At 49.1% G+C, this 20,742-nt stretch carries 17 protein-coding genes; 13 read left to right on the top strand and 4 right to left on the bottom strand.

Annotated features, from left to right (window positions below; translation table 11 throughout):
- Positions 1–109 precede the first annotated feature (109 nt).
- From ACLTOH_RS02055 to ACLTOH_RS02025, 7 genes are all read left to right on the top strand, one after another.
- Positions 110–1,120, top strand: a complete 1,011-nt coding sequence (locus ACLTOH_RS02055; RefSeq protein WP_022313462.1) for a hypothetical protein — start codon at positions 110–112, stop codon at positions 1,118–1,120.
- 94 nt (positions 1,121–1,214) lie between these two features.
- Positions 1,215–2,753: an O-antigen ligase family protein gene (locus ACLTOH_RS02050; protein WP_412223217.1), complete on the top strand. Its 1,539-nt coding sequence runs from the start codon at positions 1,215–1,217 to the stop codon at positions 2,751–2,753.
- Between the two features lie 155 nt (positions 2,754–2,908).
- Positions 2,909–3,601 carry a response regulator transcription factor gene (locus tag ACLTOH_RS02045; RefSeq protein ID WP_118669554.1) on the top strand — a complete coding sequence of 231 codons (693 nt, stop codon included), beginning with the start codon at positions 2,909–2,911 and terminating at the stop codon, positions 3,599–3,601.
- Positions 3,602–3,649: 48 nt separating this feature from the next.
- Entirely contained in the window at positions 3,650–6,061 is a 2,412-nt protein-coding gene (locus tag ACLTOH_RS02040; RefSeq protein WP_337544348.1) for a sensor histidine kinase, read from the top strand.
- 610 nt (positions 6,062–6,671) lie between these two features.
- Entirely contained in the window at positions 6,672–7,673 is a 1,002-nt protein-coding gene (locus tag ACLTOH_RS02035) for an ABC transporter substrate-binding protein (RefSeq protein WP_118669555.1), read from the top strand.
- A 75-nt stretch (positions 7,674–7,748) separates the two neighbouring features.
- Entirely contained in the window at positions 7,749–8,630 is an 882-nt protein-coding gene (locus tag ACLTOH_RS02030) for an ABC transporter permease (RefSeq protein WP_118669550.1), read from the top strand.
- A complete protein-coding gene (locus ACLTOH_RS02025) occupies positions 8,624–9,397 on the top strand; it encodes an ABC transporter ATP-binding protein (RefSeq protein ID WP_118669551.1) in 774 nt (257 codons plus the stop codon). The genes ACLTOH_RS02030 and ACLTOH_RS02025 overlap by 7 nt, the downstream gene beginning before the upstream one ends.
- A gap of 479 nt (positions 9,398–9,876) precedes the next feature.
- On the opposite strand, the gene ACLTOH_RS02020 is transcribed toward ACLTOH_RS02025, so the two are convergent.
- Both ACLTOH_RS02020 and ACLTOH_RS02015 read right to left on the bottom strand, forming a co-directional pair.
- Positions 9,877–10,737 carry a PHP domain-containing protein gene (locus ACLTOH_RS02020; RefSeq protein WP_118539667.1) on the bottom strand — a complete coding sequence of 287 codons (861 nt, stop codon included), beginning with the start codon at positions 10,735–10,737 and terminating at the stop codon, positions 9,877–9,879.
- A 60-nt stretch (positions 10,738–10,797) separates the two neighbouring features.
- A complete protein-coding gene (locus ACLTOH_RS02015; protein ID WP_022312289.1) occupies positions 10,798–12,435 on the bottom strand; it encodes an ABC-F family ATP-binding cassette domain-containing protein in 1,638 nt (545 codons plus the stop codon).
- 292 nt (positions 12,436–12,727) lie between these two features.
- On the opposite strand from ACLTOH_RS02015, the gene ACLTOH_RS02010 reads away from it, so the two are divergent.
- From ACLTOH_RS02010 to ACLTOH_RS02000, 3 genes are all read left to right on the top strand, one after another.
- Positions 12,728–14,143 carry an MFS transporter gene (locus ACLTOH_RS02010; protein ID WP_412223216.1) on the top strand — a complete coding sequence of 472 codons (1,416 nt, stop codon included), beginning with the start codon at positions 12,728–12,730 and terminating at the stop codon, positions 14,141–14,143.
- Positions 14,144–14,340: 197 nt separating this feature from the next.
- Positions 14,341–15,171 (top strand): glycerophosphodiester phosphodiesterase family protein, encoded by an 831-nt coding sequence (locus tag ACLTOH_RS02005; RefSeq protein ID WP_262594739.1) that lies wholly within the window; start codon positions 14,341–14,343, stop codon positions 15,169–15,171.
- Between the two features lie 79 nt (positions 15,172–15,250).
- Positions 15,251–16,045 (top strand): AAC(3) family N-acetyltransferase, encoded by a 795-nt coding sequence (locus ACLTOH_RS02000; protein ID WP_118668217.1) that lies wholly within the window; start codon positions 15,251–15,253, stop codon positions 16,043–16,045.
- A gap of 46 nt (positions 16,046–16,091) precedes the next feature.
- Here ACLTOH_RS02000 and ACLTOH_RS01995 read toward each other — a convergent pair whose 3' ends face one another.
- Positions 16,092–16,307, bottom strand: a complete 216-nt coding sequence (locus ACLTOH_RS01995; RefSeq protein ID WP_022154211.1) for a cold-shock protein — start codon at positions 16,305–16,307, stop codon at positions 16,092–16,094.
- A 271-nt stretch (positions 16,308–16,578) separates the two neighbouring features.
- Between ACLTOH_RS01995 and ACLTOH_RS01990 the strand changes: the two genes are divergently transcribed.
- Both ACLTOH_RS01990 and ACLTOH_RS01985 read left to right on the top strand, forming a co-directional pair.
- On the top strand, positions 16,579–17,418 hold the full coding sequence (locus tag ACLTOH_RS01990) for a DUF368 domain-containing protein (protein ID WP_412223215.1): 840 nt from the start codon (positions 16,579–16,581) through the stop codon (positions 17,416–17,418).
- A 39-nt stretch (positions 17,419–17,457) separates the two neighbouring features.
- The gene (locus ACLTOH_RS01985) at positions 17,458–18,099 is read left to right on the top strand and encodes a PTS glucose transporter subunit IIA (protein WP_227062935.1); all 642 of its coding nucleotides are present in this window, start codon (positions 17,458–17,460) and stop codon (positions 18,097–18,099) included.
- Here ACLTOH_RS01985 and ACLTOH_RS01980 read toward each other — a convergent pair.
- On the bottom strand, positions 18,072–18,887 hold the full coding sequence (locus ACLTOH_RS01980) for an AraC family transcriptional regulator (protein WP_022312832.1): 816 nt from the start codon (positions 18,885–18,887) through the stop codon (positions 18,072–18,074). The two genes, ACLTOH_RS01985 and ACLTOH_RS01980, sit on opposite strands and share 28 nt — an antisense overlap.
- A 210-nt stretch (positions 18,888–19,097) precedes the next feature.
- Between ACLTOH_RS01980 and ACLTOH_RS01975 the strand changes: the two genes are divergently transcribed.
- Positions 19,098–20,639 carry a glycoside hydrolase 43 family protein gene (locus tag ACLTOH_RS01975; RefSeq protein WP_412223214.1) on the top strand — a complete coding sequence of 514 codons (1,542 nt, stop codon included), beginning with the start codon at positions 19,098–19,100 and terminating at the stop codon, positions 20,637–20,639.
- The last annotated feature ends 103 nt before the right edge of the window (positions 20,640–20,742 follow it).

The raw sequence follows: 20,742 nt of genomic DNA, 5'->3' as shown, positions 1-20,742 counted from the left end.
AAAAAAAGGAAAAAATAGGAAGAAATAGGGTTGACAATATAACGGGGGGGGTAAACTAAATAACGGTAAAAATAAAATCCATAACATTATACTTAGGAGGAATGAGATAATGAAAAAGAAATTAATCATTGCCGCAGCCATTGCATTTGCAGTATTTGCGGTTCCTTACGGCAGCAGTGCACTGTCTACCGTATCTGTAGCAAGTGAGAATAATACGGTGGTTACACCGACCCCTGCACCGAGCACCAAACCGGTAGAAGAGGTAAAGAATGCGGTAGATGCTATTGATGCATCCAAGATTACTGATGCGGCATCTGCAGATAATGCGGCAGTTGCTTTGATAAAGATCGGTTCTCAGGATCTGAAGGAAGCAATGAATGCAGGACAGGATACTGTTAATGATGTTGCAGCCATCGAAGCAGCATACAAAAAGGCAAAGGGAATTAAGGATACTACTCTTGCTAACTCCGGCGCTGTAAAGGCTGTAGGCATTGTTGGTGCAGCATTTGTTGCTCCTGACACAACACTGAGTGTAGAAGCACCGGCGGCTACACCTGAGATTACTTCTTCTACATACGCAGTAACTTCTACTCCCGTATATGTAGAAATCAGCCTGAAGGCTGGTACTTATTCAGTTGAATCTCTGCCTATTCCCGTAGCAGTTACCATTGAGACTCCTGCAGGTGTAGATGGTAATAAGGCAGTGATTTTCCACTTTGTAAATGGTGGACTGGAAGAAATCAAGCCTATTTACAATGCTTCCGCAAACACTTTGACCTTTACTGTAAATCACTTCTCCACTTTTGCTATTGCAGAAGCTAATAATACCGCAACAGCAGAAGGTACTGACAACGCATTTGGAAGATATCGTGACAATGTGGCAAGCGAGATCGCTAATGCCAAGGACGGTGCTACTGTCAAGATCAGCAGAGACAAGAATATCAATGCTCTGCCCAACGATATCATGCAGGCTCTGTACAAGAAGCAGACGGTAGCTCTGGAGCTGGAGTACACCTTCGAAGGCAATGAGTATACGGTAACCATCCCTGCCGGTAAGGCAGAAGACAATGCTATTGAATGGTATGGTCCTCTGTACCTGCAGATGCGTTACGGCAAATAAGTAACCGTAAGGAAATAAAATAACCGGGAAATATAAGGCACTCTTCAGTCAATGAGGGGTGCCTTGTTTTTCAGTCTGAAGGATAATGTAAGCTATGAAGAAACAGGAACAAAATACAAAAGAGACCGTGAGTATGCTGGTTTATGGGTATCTGGTGATTCTTTTTGCCGGTTTACCGCTGTATATGCAGAACAAGCTGGTGATGATCGGAAATGCAAAATATTTGTTTTTCCGGAATACTACGCTGGTGCTGGGGGCTTTTGTGGTGCTGGCTGTGCTGTGGCAGAGGATCCGGGGAGAACGGACAACGAAACGGACGTGGAAGAAAACGGATGTGTTTATGCTGTTGTATCTGGTGTCTGCAATCTTTTCTTATGGAATCAGTCCCTGCAGGGAGGATGTCCTTTTAGGGTATCCCGGCTGGTATATGGGGCTGGTGACCCAGGGATTGCTGGTGGGGATCTATTTTGCGGTATCCCGGTATTATGACGGCAGCAGAAGTATCTGGTGGATCGCCGGGATTACGGCAGGAATCGTGACACTGATCGGGCTGCTGAACCGTCTGGACATTGATGTGCTGGGAACTTTCCGCGGAATGGAAAACGGAGAATGGAACCGGACCCAGCTGTTGTCCACCATCGGTAACAACAACTGGTATGCAGGCTATATCAGTGTGACGGCAGGTATCTCTCTGGCAGCAGCTTTTATGGGAAAACGGCAGGTCAGAGTACTGGGGATGATTGGGAGCTTTGTGTTTTTTGCATCGGCTATTACTTCCAACAGTACTACAGCTATACTGGCAGCCTGCGGATTAAGCCTGCTGTTACTGTTGCTTTCTCTGCGGAAGAGAGGCCTGCTGCTGCGGGCGTTGGAGATCCTGATGCTTTTACCGCTTTCGGTATTTATGGTCAGGATGTTTTTGCTGTTACATCTGACCGGCCTGGTGCTGGCAGGGGATGCCGAAAAAAGACTCTTTTTTACCCCGGCCTGGTATGTGGTGTTTGTTGTGGAAGTGGCGGTATATCTGATTTTGCAGCTGCGGGAGAGACAGGAGAGAAGTGACCGGCTGGAGAGCGGCCGGGTTTTTCGGACCTTTGTGGGGCTTGCGGTTGCGGTGACGCTGGCGGCACTGCTTCTTGGCTGTCTGCTGGTGGCGGGATATCTGCCCGGCAGTGATAAAGTGTCGGAAGTTGCCAACGGCCGGCTGGCACTGTGGAAGGTCACGATTCTTACTTACGGAAAAGAGGGACTCCTGTTTCAGATATTCGGTATGGGCCCTGACAGCTTCTATTATGCGCTCTATCAATGGGGCAGTGACGCCATGGACTGGATCAACCGGGGACTTCTGGACAACAATATCTATTCCAATGCCCACAACGAATGGCTGACTCTTCTGGTACAGCAGGGAATTCTGGGAGTCATTGCCTACGGTGGAATCTTCCTCACCGCATTCCGGAACCTTCGAATCTCCGCAACCAGGGATCCCCGGGCACTTGCAGTTTTCCTCGGCCTCACCGGCTATTTGATCTGCTCACTGTTCACTTTTCAACATGTGTTGTCCACACCCTTTGCCTTTGCTCTTCTGGGAATGGCAGAGGGTGTTTTATGTAAAGCCGTCTTAAACAAATCTTAAAGGTTTTTCCTGTTTTTTATTAATCTGTTATCTGCTACAATAAATTCATCAGCGGGACATCTGTGGACAAAGCAGATGTTCTGGCAGCGTAAGGGAAAGCTCCTTGCGCAGGAAGTGTCCGGGCTGCAGCCACCGGCACAGAAATGAGGGAGAGTATGTACAATATATTGATCTGTGATGATGAGAAGGATATCGTAAACGCGTTAAAGATATACTTAAATGACACCAATTATCATTTTCTGGAGGCTTTTGACGGCGAGGAAGCCGTACATATGGTAGAGACGAATGAGGTGCATCTGGTACTGATGGATATTATGATGCCGAAGCTGGACGGCATACAGGCGATGATCAGGATCCGGGAGAAGAGTAATGTCCCGGTGATCCTGCTGACAGCCAAGGGTGAGGATTCCGACAAGGTACTGGGACTTACGGTAGGAGCGGATGACTATATCACGAAGCCGTTTAATCCCATCGAAGTATCCGCCAGAGTCAAATCCCAACTGCGTCGCTATATGCAGCTGGGTGGAGGTACTGTCCGGCCGGATGTGATAAGAGTCGGTGGTATCGAACTGGATGACAAGGAGAAAAGCGTGATGCTGGACGGCGAGCCGGTGGCGCTGACGCCCACGGAGTACGAGATCTTAAAGCTTCTGATCCAGAATCCGGGACAGGTATTTTCCCCGAAGGAGATCTATACCAGAATCTGGAACGACCTGCCTCTGGGCAGCGAGAATACCGTGGCGGTACATATCCGGCATTTACGGGAAAAGTTGGAAATCAATCCGGCAGAACCCAGATACTTAAAAGTAGTCTGGGGACAGGGATACAAATGTGAGAAGCAGGGATAAGAGCAGGCAGGAGAGCGGAGCAGCTTGGGGAAATAAGGAGACAGGAATATGGATAACATGGAAGAAAACAGCAGGAGCACAGAACAGGACAGAGTGGCAAATCCGGTGGAAGAAACAGTGAGTACGACGGTAGAACCAGCATTGTCAGAGAATAAAAGGGAACGGAAAAAAAGAGAAAAAGCCGAGAAAAAAAAGAATGCACCGGCACAGGGAAACAGCCTGTTGGGCAGCACACTGGCAAAGATCATGGCATTTGTCCTGATGATCGCTGCCGCAATTGCGGGGGTGCTTGGACTCTATGGTACCTGCATGCTTGCAGACAGTGGAGCGTATTCCTCCGGCAAAATGATGTTTATCCATGATCAGCTGTTGTACCGGCAGGTCAATCAGGATCTGTATCGGATACGCGACTGGTATGAGAATGAGAGCTTGCAGACCATGGAAGCTTATTGCAGGCAGCGGAACATCTGGGTAAAGGTGGAGAGCTACGATCTGGATACGGATGAATTTCTGGGAGAATGGAAGAACGAGGATTATGTAGACAAGACAAATGATCTGACTTACCGGCTGGAGTCTCAGGTGCAGCATAGGAATGATAACACCTATATCAACACAGAAACTTCCTCTGTCTCTGATAGTTATGAAAGTTATGGAAGCTCTGATATCATGGAGCTTGAACCATCTGTCAATACCGGGTCTGATGTGGAAAGCATAACGGCAGCGGAGCAGGAAGCCCTTTCCTCCGGCAATCTGGAGAAATATCTGGATCTGGGGGACAGCGTATCCTTAGGTGGAGAGATTTATGTGCCGGTTGAACGGGCGGAACAATATGCAAAATGGATGATCGAGGATGCCTTAAGTGAGACAGAACGGCTGCAGGAAGAGGCTGCAGAGGAAGCATTAGCAGAGCGTAACAAGCGTATTGTGGTTACCCTGACAGCGAATCCCAGCCTGCCGAAGGAAGATGAATATGCCCTGATCTATCATCAGGCAGAGCAGCTTTATGATAACCGAAATGTGATCCCCGTGGTATGCTGTGCGGGAACGGTACTGGCATTCTTATGCTTTATTTTCCTGTTGTGCAGTGCCGGACATAAGAATGGCAGGGAGGGTATTACTCCCAGTGCAATCCATGAGATCCACCTGGATGTGTATACAGTGGTCGTTGCCGTTGGAGCTTTTACCGGTCTGTACCTGGCTTTTGGATGGATCGGTATGAACCCAAGTATGATCAATCTGATCGTGCTGATGGTACTGTTTGCGGCAGAGGTGATATGGTGCACCCTGTACTTCATGGAGCTGGCCATCCGCCTGAAAATGGGAAAATGGTGGCAGAATACGATCCTGTATAGAGTGTTCCGGTTCTTCGGAAGATTCTGCAAGAGAGTTTTCCGCGGTATTGTGAAATTGATCCGTGGGATTCCTATGGTATGGAGAACAGCACTTTTGTGCCTTGCAGTCTGCGTGGTAGAGTTTTTCGGTTTAATGCTGTTTTATAATAATACAGATGTATTACTCTTTTTCTGGGCCATAGAGAAATTTATTCTGTGCGGTGCGATTACTTTTGTCGCATTGATGTGCAAAGAACTGCAGGAGGGCAGTGAAGCATTAGCGGACGGAGACCTGAATCATAAGCTGGATACCTCCCATATGGTATTGTCCTTCAAGGAGCACGGAGAGAACCTGAACCGCATCGGCGAGGGGATTTCCGCAGCCGTGGAACAGAGGATGAAAAGCGAACATTTAAAGACGGAGCTCATTACCAATGTCTCCCATGACATTAAGACACCACTGACTTCCATTATCAATTATGCGGATCTCATCGGAAAAGAAGTGGAAGAGAACGACGCAGTCACAGGGAACAGCCTGACGGATCCGGATTCTGAAAAGAAACAGCGGATCTCGGAGTATGCGGAAGTGTTGTTACGCCAGTCCAAGAAGTTGAAAAAACTGTTGGACGATCTGCTGGAGGCTTCCAAAGCCACCACAGGCAATCTGGAAGTACACCCGGAAGTCTGCGATGTATCGGTACTGTTGTCACAGGCGGCGGGGGAATATGAGCAGCGATTCTCTGACAAGAAGCTGGAAACTATCGTAAAACAGCCGGAGGAGACCGTAAAGGTCATGGCGGACGGCAGGCATCTGTGGAGAGTGTTTGACAATCTGCTGAATAATATTTACAAATATGCCCAGGCAGGCAGCCGCGTCTACCTGAACGTGGAGCATGACGGTCAGGATGTGAGAATCATATTCCGGAATATGTCAGCCTTCCCGCTGGAGATGTCACCGGAGGAACTGGAAGAGCGGTTCACCAGAGGAGACAAATCCCGCCACATGGAGGGCAACGGTCTGGGATTATCCATAGCCAAGAGCCTGACGGAACTGCAGAATGGTGATATGCAGATTGTCACGGACGGCGACCTGTTCAAGGTGGTGATCACTCTGCCGGAGACAGAGTAACAGTTGTTCGTTGGATTCGTTGGGTTTACGAATGTAAGTATGTGACAGTACGGATAAGATTTGTAAATTTTCTAAAAATAGTATTGACAAAATAGAAAATAGAGATTATTCTAAGACACATAAACAACATTCATAAGTTTACCAAACCTGTGAGGAAGAGTAGTAAGCCTTAGGGAATTTTACAGAGAGCCGTGGATGGTGGGATCACGGTAAAGGAACTTTCGCCGAATGGACTTCCGAGGCTGGCCCGAGAACAGATCAGTTTTAGGCGTCAGCGGGATTCGGACCCGTTATCAAGCCGATGGATATGATAGTATCCAGAGAGAGTGGACACAATTCGCAGGAATTGTCAAATTGAGTGGCACCACGATGATGAGCAAGAGCTTATTACCGTCTCAAGTGTATAGCAATATACATTTGAGGCGGTTTTTTGTTATGAAAGTCTTTCAATCCACATGACGCTTGTATGCAAATACGAATGTGGGTACAGATGCGAAAGCATCTGGCTTTCATGACAGTGAAAGGTTCAGTAATCTTATGAGCAAACTATTTTATGGTATGCGCTGCATATCATGGTACGCAGGACGTACAGAAAGCGAGGAATAAGATTATGAAGAAGAGAATTTTGGCAGCAGTATTAACCGCAGTTATGGCAATGGGTGCCCTCACCGGATGTGGCAGCACCGCAGGCAAGGACAATTACACCATTGGTATCATGCAGTACGCCGTACATGGTTCCCTGGACAACTGTCGTGAAGGATTTATTCAGGGGCTGGCAGAGGAAGGTATTGTAGAGGGTGAGAACCTGACGATCGAATATGTCAATGCACAGGCAGACAACGGAACTTCCGCCATGACCGCCAGCAACTTCGTAAGTAAGAAAGTAGATATGATCTGTGCTATCGCAACTCCTTGCGCTATGGCAGCATACAATGCTACAATGAATACAGATATTCCCGTGATCTACACTGCAGTATCTGATCCTGTGGAAGCAGGTCTGGCCAATGAGGATGGTACTCCCGTAGGCAACATCACCGGTACTTCCGATGCACTGGCAGTAGATGCACAGTTGAAAATGATCCGTGAGGTACTTCCTGAAGCGAAGACCATCGGTATCATCTACACCACCAGCGAAGCAAACTCCATCAGTACCATCGCAGAGTACAAGGCTCTGGCAGGCAACTACGGATTCGAGATCGTGGACAGCGGTGTTACCGCAATGTCTGAGGTAGCTCTGGCAGCAGCGGATATCGCATCCAAGGTAGACTGCATTACCAACCTGACCGACAACACCGTAGTAAGCGCACTGCAGACGGTATTGGATGAGGCTAACAAGGCAGGCATCCCTGTATTTGGTTCCGAAGTAGAGCAGGTTAAGGCTGGCTGTGTGGCATCCATGGGTCTGGAATACATCGAACTCGGCAAGCAGACCGGTAAGATGGCAGCAAGAGTCCTGAAGGGAGAGGCAGAAGCTTCCGAACTGAATTTCGAAGTAATCTCCGAGCCCAGCCTGTATGTGAACTTTGCAGCAGCAGAGAAGATCAACCTGGAACTTCCCGAGAATTACAAGACCGATGCTTACCAGTCCTTTGATGAGATCGTAGTACAGTAATCAGGAAATAGCTGCCGACAGGCAGAAAATAATAGAGTAATCCGGATATACAGGATTTTAAGAATGGAGAAAAATATGGCGTTATTATTAAGCGTACTGGAACAAGGAATGATCTACGGCATCCTGGCACTGGGTGTCTACATTACCTATAAAATACTGGATTTTCCGGATCTCACGGTCGATGGCAGCTTCCCCTTTGGGGCTGCCATCACTGTGCGTCTGATCAACGGCTTCGGCGTACCGGCAATCCTCACCCTTCCCATTGCATTCTTAGGCGGAGCACTGGTGGGAATCTGTACCGGACTGATCCATGTGAAATTAAAAGTCAGAGATCTGCTCTCCGGTATCATCATGATGACCGGTCTGTATACCATCAATCTGTGGGTGGCAGGCTCCGGCTATGTAGCTATTTTTGATAAGGAAAATATTTTCAACAACAGCTTTGTGAATAGTATTACCCCGGGTTTCTTGGTAAATTTCAAAAATGTGATCATTATTTTCCTGATCACCATGGTAGCAAAATATCTGTTAGACTGGTACATGAGCACCAAGTCCGGATTTTTACTTCGTGCCGTAGGTGACAATGATACCATCGTTACCAGCCTCGGTGTGGATAAAGGACTGGTGAAGATTGTGGGGCTGTCCATTGCCAATGGTCTGGTATCCTTAAGCGGTTGTATCTATGCACAGCAGCAGAGAAGTTTTGAGATTTCCATCGGAACCGGTGCGGTAGTCATCGGTCTGGCCAGCGTTATCATCGGCACCAGCCTGTTCAAGAAGGTAACATTTTTCCGTGTGACCAGCAGTGTTGTGGTGGGATCCATTCTGTATAAGGCATGTGTGGCAGTAGCCATGTTCGCAGGTATCAGCCCTAATGCCATCAAGCTGATCACAGCAGTCCTGTTCCTGATCATTCTGGTGGTCAGCATGGACAGAAAGAAGGTGAAAGCATGCTAGAACTTATCAATATCAACAAGAATTACAATCCCGGTTCGGTTAACGAGCTGTGCCTGTTCAAGGATTTCAACCTTACGGTAAAGGACGGAGAATTCGTATCCGTTGTAGGAAGCAATGGTTCCGGTAAGACTTCCATGCTGAACATCATCTGTGGAAGCATTGCGGTGGACAGCGGCAAGATCCTGATCCACGGAGAAGATATTACGAGACAGAAGGATTATATTCGTCAGCGTCGGATCGGCAGAGTCTATCAGGATCCTTCCAAGGGAACCTGCCCCGGCATGACGATTTTAGAGAACATGTCCATTGCGGAGAATAAGGGCAAGCCTTATAACCTGGGACGTGGTGTGAATAAAGCAAAGCTGGAAGAGTATCGCGAGATGTTACGTCCCTTAAATCTGGGACTGGAAGATAAGATGGGTGTGCAGGTCGGCTCCCTCTCCGGAGGACAGAGACAGGCACTGGCGCTGCTCATGGCTACCATGACACCGATTGATTTTCTCATTCTGGATGAGCATACCGCTGCGCTGGATCCCAAGACTGCGGAGATCATCATGGAGCTCACCGATCAGGTCGTAAAGGAGAAGAAAGTGACCACTATTATGGTCACCCACAATCTGCGCTATGCCGTGGAATACGGTAACCGCCTGATCATGATGCACGAAGGAAAAGCCATCCTCGACAAAGCCGGAGAAGAGAAGAAGACCATCAACACCGAGGAGATCATGGCGATCTTCAACCGCATCAGCGTAGAGTGCGGTAACTAAATGGAAAGTTAGTTAAATACATTGGCAAAATCCACGAACTCCCGGAGCATGCGATACACATGTCTCGATGTAAGGTCTCCGGATGTGAATTTTCTACGAAAAGTGATGAGTAGTTCTCGTCATGACGGGGCCGCCTACAGTCGACATCCATGTCGACAATCGGCTGACGCGGACATCGTGTCCGCTTTCCCCCTGCCTTTCAGCACTTTTCTAGAAAATATCAACATCCTCCGACAAACATCTTCGACATGGCACCGCATACGCCGGGAGTTCTGCGTTTTGGAAAGCTTTCAAAAAAACCAGTAGCCCCGGCTGGGTATAAGAATAAGCAGTGCCGTAAGCAGACGTCGGTACTTAGCGGTCGTATTGTGACCGCTTATGTACCGCTACGCTCTGCGACAGAGCGCGAGCGTGCCGCGTTTCTTATACCTTGCCAAGGGCTACGGGGATTTGATAGCATTTCTTTACTAACTTTCCAGTTATTTCCGGCCCGGGCGCAGATTTTCCAGCACTTCATCCGGCACATACAGCTTGCCCCAGCCGGTGCCGAGGTCGATCTTGGGCTTATTGGCACCGTGGAAGTCGGAGCCGCCGCTGATCTTCAGATCGTATTTGGAGGCAAGACCCCGGATCTGGCGTTCTTCAGCAGTGTTGTAGGTGCTGTAGATGGCTTCGATACCCACGAGGCCGATGCTCTTTAATTCTGCCACGAGGTTATCCAATCGCTCGTCGCTCATATGGTAGAGGATCGGGTGCGCCAGCACGGGAACGCCGCCGGCACCAAGGATCAGCTCCACCGCCTGAGCGGGGGTCACCTTTTCTCTCGGAACGAAACAGGGACAGTGGTCGCCCACATAGCGGTCAAATGCTTCCTTCATGCTCTGGATATAGCCGTGGGAGAGCAGATACCTTGCAAAATGCGCCCTGGTGATAACTGCACCGGGGAATTCTGCCAGAAGCGCTTCATAGGTGATATCAATGTCATGTTCTCGAAGGAGTGCGCACATTTTCTCGTTGCGGTTCTCCCGGGAATGGATGAAATCCTCCAGGTAATGAGCAAAATCCGGCTGGTGGTAATCAATGAAAAGTCCCACCATGTGGATATCTTTTCCCTGGTATTCTGTGGAAAGTTCTATACCGGGGATGACTTCCGGCACCTGAGGCGCAGGAGCGTCAGCCGGGGATCCTTCCGCATACCGGATCGCCCGGTCCAATCCGTTTACGGTATCATGATCTGTGAGGGCGAAGGCACGCAGTCCCTTTTCCATCGCGTAATCGACTAATTCCTCCGGGGTGAAAGTGCCATCGGAGCAGGTGGAGTGTACATGTAAATCTACCATAATAGTAAAGCTCCTTTCAAAAAATGGATGTCGGCATTACCGGCATCCATTTTATTTGTCTTAGTTCTCGTCGTCCTCGGTCTGTGCAGTGAATACAGTACGCTTTCTTGCCATTTCATCGCTTGCCAGATACTCATCGTAGGTAGTGATCTTGTCTACCAGGCTGCCGTTTGGCAGGATCTCGATGATACGGTTGGCGGTGGTCTGTACGAACTGGTGGTCATGGCAGGAGAACAGTGCCACACCGGGGAACTTGATCAGACCGTTGTTCAGTGCGGTGATGGACTCCATGTCCAGATGGTTCGTGGGCTCATCCAGGATCAGGCAGTTGGCACCGCTGATCATCATCTTGGACAGCAGGCAGCGCACCTTCTCACCACCGGAGAGAATACGAACCTTCTTCACACCGTCTTCACCGGCGAACAGCATACGTCCCAGGAAACCACGTACATAAGTGGCATCCTTCACGGGAGAGTAACCGGTCAGCCAGTCGGCGATGGTCATATCGTTGTCGAACTCTGCGGTATTGTCCTTCGGAAAGTAGGACTGGGAAGTGGTAACACCCCACTTGTAGGTTCCCTCGTCCGGCTCCATTTCCCCGGCCAGGATCTGGAACAGAGTAGTCTTCGCCAGCTCGCAGCTACCTACGAAAGCCACCTTGTCTTCACGGCCCAGAGTGAAGGAAATGTCATCCAGCACCTTTTCACCGTTGATGGTCTTGGACAGATGCTCCACAGCCAGTACCTCGTTACCGATCTCACGCTCGGGACGGAAGTCAATATAAGGATATTTTCTGCTGGAAGGCTTAATATCATCCAACTCAATTTTTTCCAGTGCACGTTTTCTGGAAGTAGCCTGCTTGGACTTGGAAGCATTTGCGGAGAAACGGGAGATAAACTCCTGCAGTTCCTTGATCTTTTCTTCCTTTTTCTTGTTGGCTTCCTTCATCTGCTTGATCAGCAGCTGGCTGGACTCGTACCAGAAGTCGTAGTTACCGGCATACAGCTGGATCTTGCCGTAGTCGATGTCAGCGATCTGGGTACATACCTTGTTCAGGAAGTAACGGTCATGGGATACTACGATAACGGTATTCTCGAAATCAATCAGGAAATCTTCCAACCATGCGATCGCATCCAGATCCAGATGGTTGGTCGGCTCATCCAGCAGCAGAATGTCGGGGTTACCGAACAGTGCCTTGGCCAACAGGACCTTCACCTTCAGGCTGCCGTCCAGATCCTTCATGAGAGAGTAGTGGAACTCGGTGCCGATGCCAAGACCGTTTAACAGCATGGCAGCATTGGACTCTGCTTCCCAACCGTCCATCTCGGCGAATTCCGCTTCCAGTTCGCTGGCACGGATACCGTCCTCGTCACTGAAATCTTCCTTGGCATAGATGGCATCCTTTTCCTTCATGATCTGGAAGAGACGTTCGTTACCCATGATAACGGTATCCATAACCACGTTGTCATCGTATTTGAAATGATCCTGTTCCAACACGGAGAGACGCTGACCGGGGGTGATGACGATATCACCTTTGGTAGTGTCCAGCTGACCGGACAGAATCTTTAAAAAGGTGGATTTACCGGCACCGTTGGCTCCGATGAGTCCGTAACAGTTGCCTTCGGTAAACTTGATGTTGACATCTTCGAATAATGCTTTCTTACCCACACGGTAAGTTACGTTGTTTGCACTGATCATTCTAAAAACCTCTTCTTATTTATATGCGTTACAAAGTCACTTCTTCCATTATACATAAAAGCCCACATATTTCAAGGAGAAAGTGTGATATTTCAGCGTTTTATCGGGCGGTGGACCAGCCAGTGTGCCATGCTGGAACGACTTACGTCACTTCGTGGTGGCTGATGCTTCGAAACAGGCGCCCAATGCAAAAGCAGTTCCGGAAAGAAAATTTACCTCAATTTTACCCCCGAAGATTGCGAGAAGCATTCCCCTTTGATAGAATAGAACTATCAACTTGGGAGGTTTTCTTATGGAGACAAAATTAAATTACAAAAGAACGTTTCTGATCGCACTGGCTTTTCTTAGCATCTGTTCTTTCTGGCAGATGTATGACAACATTATCCCGCTGATCCTGCAGAACACCTATCATCTGGGAGAGACTATGACGGGAGCGGTCATGGCACTGGACAATGTGCTGGCCATCTTCCTGCTGCCGGTGTGCGGTATGCTGTCAGACAAGGTACATACGAAGCTTGGCAGAAGAATGCCATTTATCGTGGTGGGGACGATCCTGGCAGTGATCTTCATGATGATGTTGCCGATGATCGATAATGCGGAGAAGGCAAGATGGGCCACCGGAGGGTCCTTCAGTAACCAGGTGTTCTTTTTAGGGGTGCTGTTCCTCACGCTGGTGTCCATGGGACTGTACCGTTCTCCGGCGGTAGCACTGATGCCGGATGTGACGCCGAACCATCTGCGCAGCCGCGCCAATGCGGTGATCAACCTTATGGGAGCCGTAGGCGGTGTCTATGCCCTGATCATGATCAAGGTACTGGTGGGCAAAGGGGAAACACCGGATTACCTGCCGCTGTTTGCCAGCATTGCTGCAGTCATGGCTATTGCAGTGGGAATCCTCGTGATCACCATCCGGGAAAATAAGCTGCGGGAAGAAGTGGAAAAGGCAGAAGCCGCAAACGCAGACACCATAGAAGAAAAAGCGATGGCCGAAGGCGTGGAAGCTGCCGGAGAGATCGAGGCAGTGGGAGACACCGGAGAGGCAAAAGCTTTCGAGGAAAAACAGAAGACGGCAAAGACCGAAAGCGCCAAGGACATGCCGAAGGATGTGAAGCGCAGTATGTACTTCATGCTGGCATCCATCTTCTTATGGTTCACCGCTTATAATGCCGTGACCACAGCATTTTCCCGTTATACGAAAGTAGTATGGAAGATGGAGGGCGGAAGCTTCGCCAACTGTCTGATGGTAGCGACGGTAGCTGCTATTCTGAGCTATATTCCCATTGGAAACATCTCTGCGAAGATCGGTCGTAAGAAGACTATCATGGGCGGTGTTCTGCTGATGGCAGCCTGCTATGGTGGCGCAATTTTTGCCAGAGAATATCACCCCATCGTCAATGTGGCATTTGCCCTGATCGGTGTGGCATGGGCAGCCATCAATGTGAATTCCTATCCGATGATCGTGGCCATGAGCAGTGGCAGCGATGTGGGGAAATTCACCGGAACCTATTATACGTTCTCCATGGCAGCGCAGATCCTGACTCCGGTACTATCTGGATTCCTATTGGAAAATGTGTCCTATAACACCCTGTTTCCCTATGCCCTTTTCTTCTCCCTGATGGCATTCCTTACTATGACCCAGGTACGTCACGGCGATGTGAAGCCCCAGAAAAAAGAGAGTATTCTGGAAAACTTTGACGTAGATGACTGATGCGGATAACTTCGGTATATACTTGGCAGGACGATACAATTTGACAAATGTGTTGTAAGCTCTTTGGAGAATCTTAAGAAATACCTACTTGAAAATAAAAGAGTAGTGGATTAAAGTAAAAGGCAGCGAATCTATACTGTGATAGAAACGGTATGGATTCGCTGTAAAAAGTTACAGGAAGATAGAAGGTTATAGGAATGAAAGTATTAGGAATCTTATTGATTGTTTTGGTAGTTCTCGCAGTTCTGTATTTTCTCATGATCATGCCGAGGATGCTGCACAAACCGGACACAGCCCCTTTTAAAGAATGGCTTTATGCCCATAGAGGTCTGCATGACAATGCCACAGAAGCACCGGAGAACTCCATGGCGGCATTCCGCAAGGCCGTGGATGCAGGCTTCGGTATCGAGCTGGATATTCAGCTGACGAAGGATAGGATTCCCGTGGTGTTCCATGATTTTACATTAAAAAGAGTCTGCGGCGGCGAAGGCAAGATCAGTGATTATACCTACGAGGAATTGCAGCAGTTTCACCTGTGCGATTCTGTGGAGAAGATTCCGAAGTTTGAGGATGTATTGAAGATGGTAGACGGAAAAGTGCCTTTGATCGTGGAGTTCAAGATCGAGCGTACCGACCTGTCCCTGTGCCCCATTGCAGATAAAATGCTGCGGGCCTACAAGGGAATGTACTGCATGGAGTCCTTCAACCCTCTGGGTGTGTGGTGGTATCGGAAGAAACATCCGGATCTGGTGCGAGGCCAGTTGTCCGATGCTTTTCTGAAAGAAGGAGAGTATGTCGGGATATTATATTTTGTATTGCAGAATCTGCTGCTGAACTTCGTGACCAAGCCGGATTTTGTGGCATACAATCATCATTATCCTGAAATCCTGTCCCGGAAGCTTTGCAGAGGTTTGTACCATAATACTGCAGCCGCATGGACCATCAAGAGCCAGAAGGAACTGGACGAAGCGAGAAAACATTTCGATATTTTCATCTTCGACAGTTTTGTACCGGAAGCGGGAAAGTAGAGAAAACAGCATAAAAAGGTCGGTTCCATGCTCCCCAGGAAACCGGCCTTTTACTATATGCGATATGCGAGGAAAAAATATGTATACCAAAGAAGAATTGAAACAGCAGTTACGGAATGTGGGACTTACGGGAAAAGAGACGATCCTGATCCATTCTTCCATGAAGGCCATCGGAGAAGTGGAGGGCGGTGCGGATATCGTGCTGGATGCCTGGATGGAATATTTTACGGAAGGCCTTCTGCTATTGCCGACCCATACCTGGGCCAATGTGAATGCACAGCACCCGGTGTATGACTATCGTAATACCCCATCCTGCGTGGGACTGCTGACCAATCTGTTCCGGCAGAGAGAGGGTGTGGTGCGCTCCCTGCATCCCACCCATTCTTTAGCGGGGTACGGAAAAAATGCTGCCGAATATCTGGCAGGAGAGGAAGAACGTAACACTCCATGTACCCCGGGAGGAGCCTACGACCGGCTGAAAGACTGCGGTGGTAAGATTCTGTTGGTTGGCGTTGGACATGAGCGCAATACTTACATCCACAGCGTGGAAGAGGTGCTGAATGTTCCGAATCGTCTGGCGGCGGAGCCCATGTTATTGACAACGATCCTGCCGGACGGAAGAGAAAAGAAAGTATATATGAGAAAACACTATAATCCCGACCAGCCCCATATCTCGGAAGATTTTGTGAAATTGAACCAGGCGTTTCTGGATTGTGGAGCAGTGGAAGTGGTGATGTTCGGAGATGCGAAGTGTCTGCTGTGTGATGCGCAGAAAGTGTTCCGGGTGGTACGGCATGTGCTGGCACCGGATCCGGAATGTCTTGTGACGAAACCGGAGATTTCTGCGGAGCGGTGGAGAGGATTCCGGGCATGAAAAAGGATCAGTCCCGTGGGACTGATCCTTTTGGTCTGTCTTGCTATTAAGCTACAACAGTAACGTTGGTAGCACGGATCTTGCTGCTGTTCTGAGGATCGCACTCGGTATCGAAAGTTACCTTCTGGCCCTCTTCCAGAGACTTGAAACCATCAGCGTTGATTGCGGAAAAGTGTACGAATACTTCCTCGCCGTTAGCATCGTTGGTGATGAAACCATAACCCTTCTGAGCATTGAACCACTTAACTGTACCGTTATTCATTATTGGTACCTCCTTTAATAATTCAGGCTTTGCCTGATCCTTTTGATGATTCTAAAACGTAGGACAAAAAAATCACATATTTTTGTAAAGCATCCGTGAAAAAGTAGCAATGTCTTACAAAAATATGTGAGATCAATGACTTTCATTTAGAATACGGTTAGAGTATACCATTGCCCTGATCGAAATGTCAATAATTATCTTTGATTTTTAGACCTATTTTCCTAAGGAAAAAGCATATGATTTTAAGAGTGACAGGATGCGGAGAATGACGATGGATCTTAGATTTTTGGGAAAAGTATTACAAGGGGCGCTGATCGGTCTGGGAGCAGTACTCCCGGGGATATCCGGCGGCGTTTTAAGTGTAGTGTTCGGAGTCTATCGACCGATCATGGAGCTGCTGTCGGATCCGGTACATAAGTGGCGGACCCATCTGCCGGAATTATTCCCTTATATGATCGGTTCTGCGGCGGGATTTTTAGGTGTGGCGAATCTGCTTTCTTATGTGTTGGAGACCTATCCGGAGCAATCGGTCTGTGTATTTGTGGGGCTGATCGGCGGAATGCTGCCGTCCCTGTGGCGGGAAGCGGGAGAGCAGGGCAGGACCGGAGGAAACAGGATCGTCACCGGAGTGACGTTTGCGGCAATGATTTTTTTGCTGTTTTCGTTGCAGACTTCCAAGACTGCAGTGGAGCCGGGACTCGGAGCGTATCTGTTCTGTGGATTTGCCCTTGCTCTGTCGGTGATCGCTCCGGGGATGAGTTTTTCTACACTACTGATGCCCTTAGGGCTGTATACACCGTTCGTAGAGGGGATCGGTCATCTTCGGCCAGAGGTGTTGATTCCCGGAATGACCGGCTGCGTGGTGACTTTTGTGTGCCTGGCCAGGCTGGTAAACCGCCTGCTTGAAAAACAGTATGCGGGGATGTCCCACGGGATCTTCGGGATCATCAGTGCAGCTACAGTGATGACGGTTCCATGGAACAGTTTTGCCACATCTCCGGAGACCGCATCCCGGAATCTGTTCTGCATGGCGGCAGGAATCGTGGCGGCACTTCTTTTGGAAGTTATGAATGAAAAAATGGCATGTTTTCCCGAAAATGAGACAGAATAAGGAGCGGGAACCTTATCATGGAAAAAGGAAGGTAGAAACATGCAGATGTATGACATCGTGGCAACGGGAGTGCTGGGACTGTTGGTCGGCTTCTGGTCTGGCAGGAGTATCCGGTGGAAAATGGAAGAAACAGAAGAGACAGGGGAAGACAGGGAAGAGAGAAAAAATACAGCAGCCAGGCAACTGGTGAGGGAAGGTGTCACTATAGGCAGCCCGGTGAACGGAGAGATCCGTAAGCGCATGGAAGAGACCGCTGAAGAGACCGCTGATGCCGGAACTGGCTGTATCAGCATTGTGCCAGAGGATGGAAAGGTCTATGCGCCCACGGCAGGAAAGGTATTGAAACTCTATCCCATGGGAAACCGGATCCGATTCCGCACGGACAGCGGACTGGAACTGCTGTTGAATATCTGCAGAGACAGGGAAGAACTGCACAGCGCCTATTATCATTGCAATGTCCTGCAAAACGAGATCGTGCGCAAAGGAAAACTGCTGATGGAATTTGATCAGGAGGGCCTGGCAAGGGAAGGCGTGGATACGGCGGTGACGGTGGAAATGTGCCAGATCCCGGAGCGGGGACAGATCGTCGGTACCTGGAAAGATTATATCCGGGCGGGAGAGGAACTTCTGTGGATACAGCGTAAGGGAAGGGATCAGGAAGATTCTTTCTGCCTGCGGTAAGCTCCGGGAGTGGTGTGATAAGCGGAATGAAAGGCCCGGAAAAAGGTGCGGGAGCTTCCGAATCCCACATCCAGCGCAATCTGCGTCACGGAGAGCTCCGTGGACAATAGAAGATCTCTGGCATAGTCCAGCCTTCGGGAGTTCACGTAATCAGGAAAAGTGGTGTGGAGTTTCTCAGTGAAGATCCGGGACAGGACAAAGCGGCTGACACCGAATTCTTTCGAGAGACTTTCCAGGGACAATTCTTCGGTATAGTGGGCATCCAGATAGAGAAGCAGTCTTTGCTCCAATTCCAGGTCATCTGTGTTTTTACGCACTTGCAGAGGCAACGATGGCAGCAGGTCTGCCAGCAGGAGTGTGAGATACCCTTCCGCATAGACTTGTACATCGGAAGGTGTGGGACGATCCTTTTCCATGGCAGCGGCCAGTGTTTTAAGTCCCTGCAGGGCAATACGGCTGTGCTCTGACAGGGAGGAGACGGTAAAGTCATTGCGGGCAGGCTTTTTGTTCTGGAAAAAATGGCGGAAAGAGTGGCAGAAATCCGGCTCGAAGATACAGAGCAGATTCTGACCGGGTTCCACATGCTTCAGGCCATGCATCTGGTTCGGAAAAACCAGAACACCCTGACCGGGGGTAAGTAAAAAATCTTGCTGTTCCACGGTGACGGTGGTGGAACCGCTCAATACATAGATCAACTCCAACTGTCTGTGAAGATGGACGGCATAGGGGTTGTTTTTGGATAAATATAAATAAAGCTGTTCCTGACGGTTCTGGTAAAAGAAACTCAATGGGATTCCCTCCTGCAACTTTTGTCACTATTATGACATTTATAGTCGCTAAATGCAAGATTTGACACAAACTAATGGGAAAATGGCACGCGATACAAGGGAACATCTGTTATACTGAAATTGTTCAGAAACAGGTAACTATTATCAAATGAGTGTTGAACACCTGCATTCGTAAATAAAAGGCGGCAAAGGCTGCGGAATGGAGAAATTATGGACAAGACCAAGATACATAAAATGTGGATCGCTGATCAGGGCGACGGCACCTATATCAACCCGATCCTGTATACCGATTATTCGGACCCGGATGCCATTCGTGTGGGAGAGGATTATTTTATGATCGCTTCCAGCTTCTGTAACACCCCTGCAGTGCCTCTGCTGCATTCGAAGGATCTGGTGAACTGGAAGGTCATCAATTACATCATTGACAAGCTTCCCTTTGACTATTATGACAAGCCGGTACACGGCTGTGGTACCTGGGCACCGGCCATCCGTTATCATGAGGGAACTTATTACGTATTTATCCCCATGCCGGACGAGGGCATCATGATGTGCAAGACCACGGATCCTTTCGGCAAGTGGAGCGAGCCGGCTTATGTGCGTAAGGTCGTGGGCTGGATCGATCCCTGTCCTTTCTGGGATGAGGACGGCAAAGCATACATGGTGACAGCTTTCGCCAGAAGCCGTATCGGTTTCAAGAGCATGCTGTATATGTCTCCCATCGAACCGGACTGCTCCGGAGTGCTGGATGACGGTCAGTTCATCTATGATGGCCATGCGACCCAGCCCACCATCGAGGGACCGAAGCTGTACAAGAGAAACGGTTATTACTATATTTTTGCTCCGGCAGGCGGCGTAAAGCCCGGCTGGCAGACGGTACTTCGTTCGAAAAATATTTACGGTCCCTGGGAGGAAAAGATTGTTCTGCATCAGGGCAATTCTCCCGTCAACGGACCTCACCAGGGTGCCTGGGTGGATACCCCGGACGGACAGGACTGGTTCCTGCATTTCCAGGATGTGGGCAATGCAGGACGTATCGTTCATTTGCAGCCTATGCACTGGGAGAATGACTGGCCGGTGATCGGTGTGAATGAGGTGGACGGCTGCGGCGAACCAGTACTGCATTACAAGAAGCCGAAAGTGGGAGCTGCATATCCTATCGATACCCCGGAGGACAGCGATTTCTTCGAAGGAGAAAACTTGGGATTACAGTGGCAGTGGAATGCCAATTATAAAAAGGAATGGTATGATCTGGAAAACGGCCAGCTCATTCTTCATGCCCAGGCCGCAGACCCGAAGACACAGCTGTGCGATATCAGCAATCTGTTATTACAGAAGTGGCCGGCACCGGAATTCTCCATTACCACCTGTCTGCATCTGGAAGAGATGAAAGACGGCGATGTGGCAGGACTGGTATCGCTGGGCGGTTGCTATACAGCACTTGCGGTGCAGAAAATAAACGGAAAGATGAGCTTACAGCAGCGCACCGGCAACTGGACGAAGGACGATGAAGTGCGCACCGGTCTGGGCGAATGGAACAGTGATGTCATTTATATCCAGATGAAGGTGGAGAAGGAGAACTACCGTACTTTTTATGTGGGAACTGCGGAAGAGAACCTACAGCCTGTGGGACAGATGGTGGAAGCAACTCCGGGCCGTTGGGTCGGTGTCAAGGACGGACTGTTTGCCATCAATGAGCAAGGTATGGAAGGCGGCCTGGTCGCTGCGGACTATTTCGTATATCAGGAGCTGTAACTATTTATAGGGCGAAGTAACCACAATGAGCAGAGAACAGGCCGGCCTGTTCTCCAAGAAAGCCTCGTAGAGGCGGTTTTGCGAATGGGGTGCTGAATAGTTA

Origin of the sequence: Waltera sp. (genome assembly GCF_046969025.1) — a bacterium.
In the GTDB taxonomy this organism is placed as follows: domain Bacteria; phylum Bacillota; class Clostridia; order Lachnospirales; family Lachnospiraceae; genus Acetatifactor; species Acetatifactor acetigignens.
The sequence above is the reverse complement of the archived record's forward strand: the minus strand, read 5'-3'. Positions and strand labels throughout refer to the sequence as shown.

What these genes read in the sequence shown, in the direction of transcription:
- ACLTOH_RS02055 (WP_022313462.1), top strand. Translation starts at nt 110, where the DNA reads ATGAAAAAGAAATTAATCATTGCCGCAGCCATTGCATTTGCAGTATTT.
- ACLTOH_RS02050 (WP_412223217.1), top strand. Translation starts at nt 1,215, where the DNA reads ATGAAGAAACAGGAACAAAATACAAAAGAGACCGTGAGTATGCTGGTT.
- ACLTOH_RS02045 (WP_118669554.1), top strand. Translation starts at nt 2,909, where the DNA reads ATGTACAATATATTGATCTGTGATGATGAGAAGGATATCGTAAACGCG.
- ACLTOH_RS02040 (WP_337544348.1), top strand. Translation starts at nt 3,650, where the DNA reads ATGGATAACATGGAAGAAAACAGCAGGAGCACAGAACAGGACAGAGTG.
- ACLTOH_RS02035 (WP_118669555.1), top strand. Translation starts at nt 6,672, where the DNA reads ATGAAGAAGAGAATTTTGGCAGCAGTATTAACCGCAGTTATGGCAATG.
- ACLTOH_RS02030 (WP_118669550.1), top strand. Translation starts at nt 7,749, where the DNA reads ATGGCGTTATTATTAAGCGTACTGGAACAAGGAATGATCTACGGCATC.
- ACLTOH_RS02025 (WP_118669551.1), top strand. Translation starts at nt 8,624, where the DNA reads ATGCTAGAACTTATCAATATCAACAAGAATTACAATCCCGGTTCGGTT.
- ACLTOH_RS02020 (WP_118539667.1), bottom strand. Translation starts at nt 10,737, where the DNA reads ATGGTAGATTTACATGTACACTCCACCTGCTCCGATGGCACTTTCACC.
- ACLTOH_RS02015 (WP_022312289.1), bottom strand. Translation starts at nt 12,435, where the DNA reads ATGATCAGTGCAAACAACGTAACTTACCGTGTGGGTAAGAAAGCATTA.
- ACLTOH_RS02010 (WP_412223216.1), top strand. Translation starts at nt 12,728, where the DNA reads ATGGAGACAAAATTAAATTACAAAAGAACGTTTCTGATCGCACTGGCT.
- ACLTOH_RS02005 (WP_262594739.1), top strand. Translation starts at nt 14,341, where the DNA reads ATGAAAGTATTAGGAATCTTATTGATTGTTTTGGTAGTTCTCGCAGTT.
- ACLTOH_RS02000 (WP_118668217.1), top strand. Translation starts at nt 15,251, where the DNA reads ATGTATACCAAAGAAGAATTGAAACAGCAGTTACGGAATGTGGGACTT.
- ACLTOH_RS01995 (WP_022154211.1), bottom strand. Translation starts at nt 16,307, where the DNA reads ATGAATAACGGTACAGTTAAGTGGTTCAATGCTCAGAAGGGTTATGGT.
- ACLTOH_RS01990 (WP_412223215.1), top strand. Translation starts at nt 16,579, where the DNA reads ATGGATCTTAGATTTTTGGGAAAAGTATTACAAGGGGCGCTGATCGGT.
- ACLTOH_RS01985 (WP_227062935.1), top strand. Translation starts at nt 17,458, where the DNA reads ATGCAGATGTATGACATCGTGGCAACGGGAGTGCTGGGACTGTTGGTC.
- ACLTOH_RS01975 (WP_412223214.1), top strand. Translation starts at nt 19,098, where the DNA reads ATGGACAAGACCAAGATACATAAAATGTGGATCGCTGATCAGGGCGAC.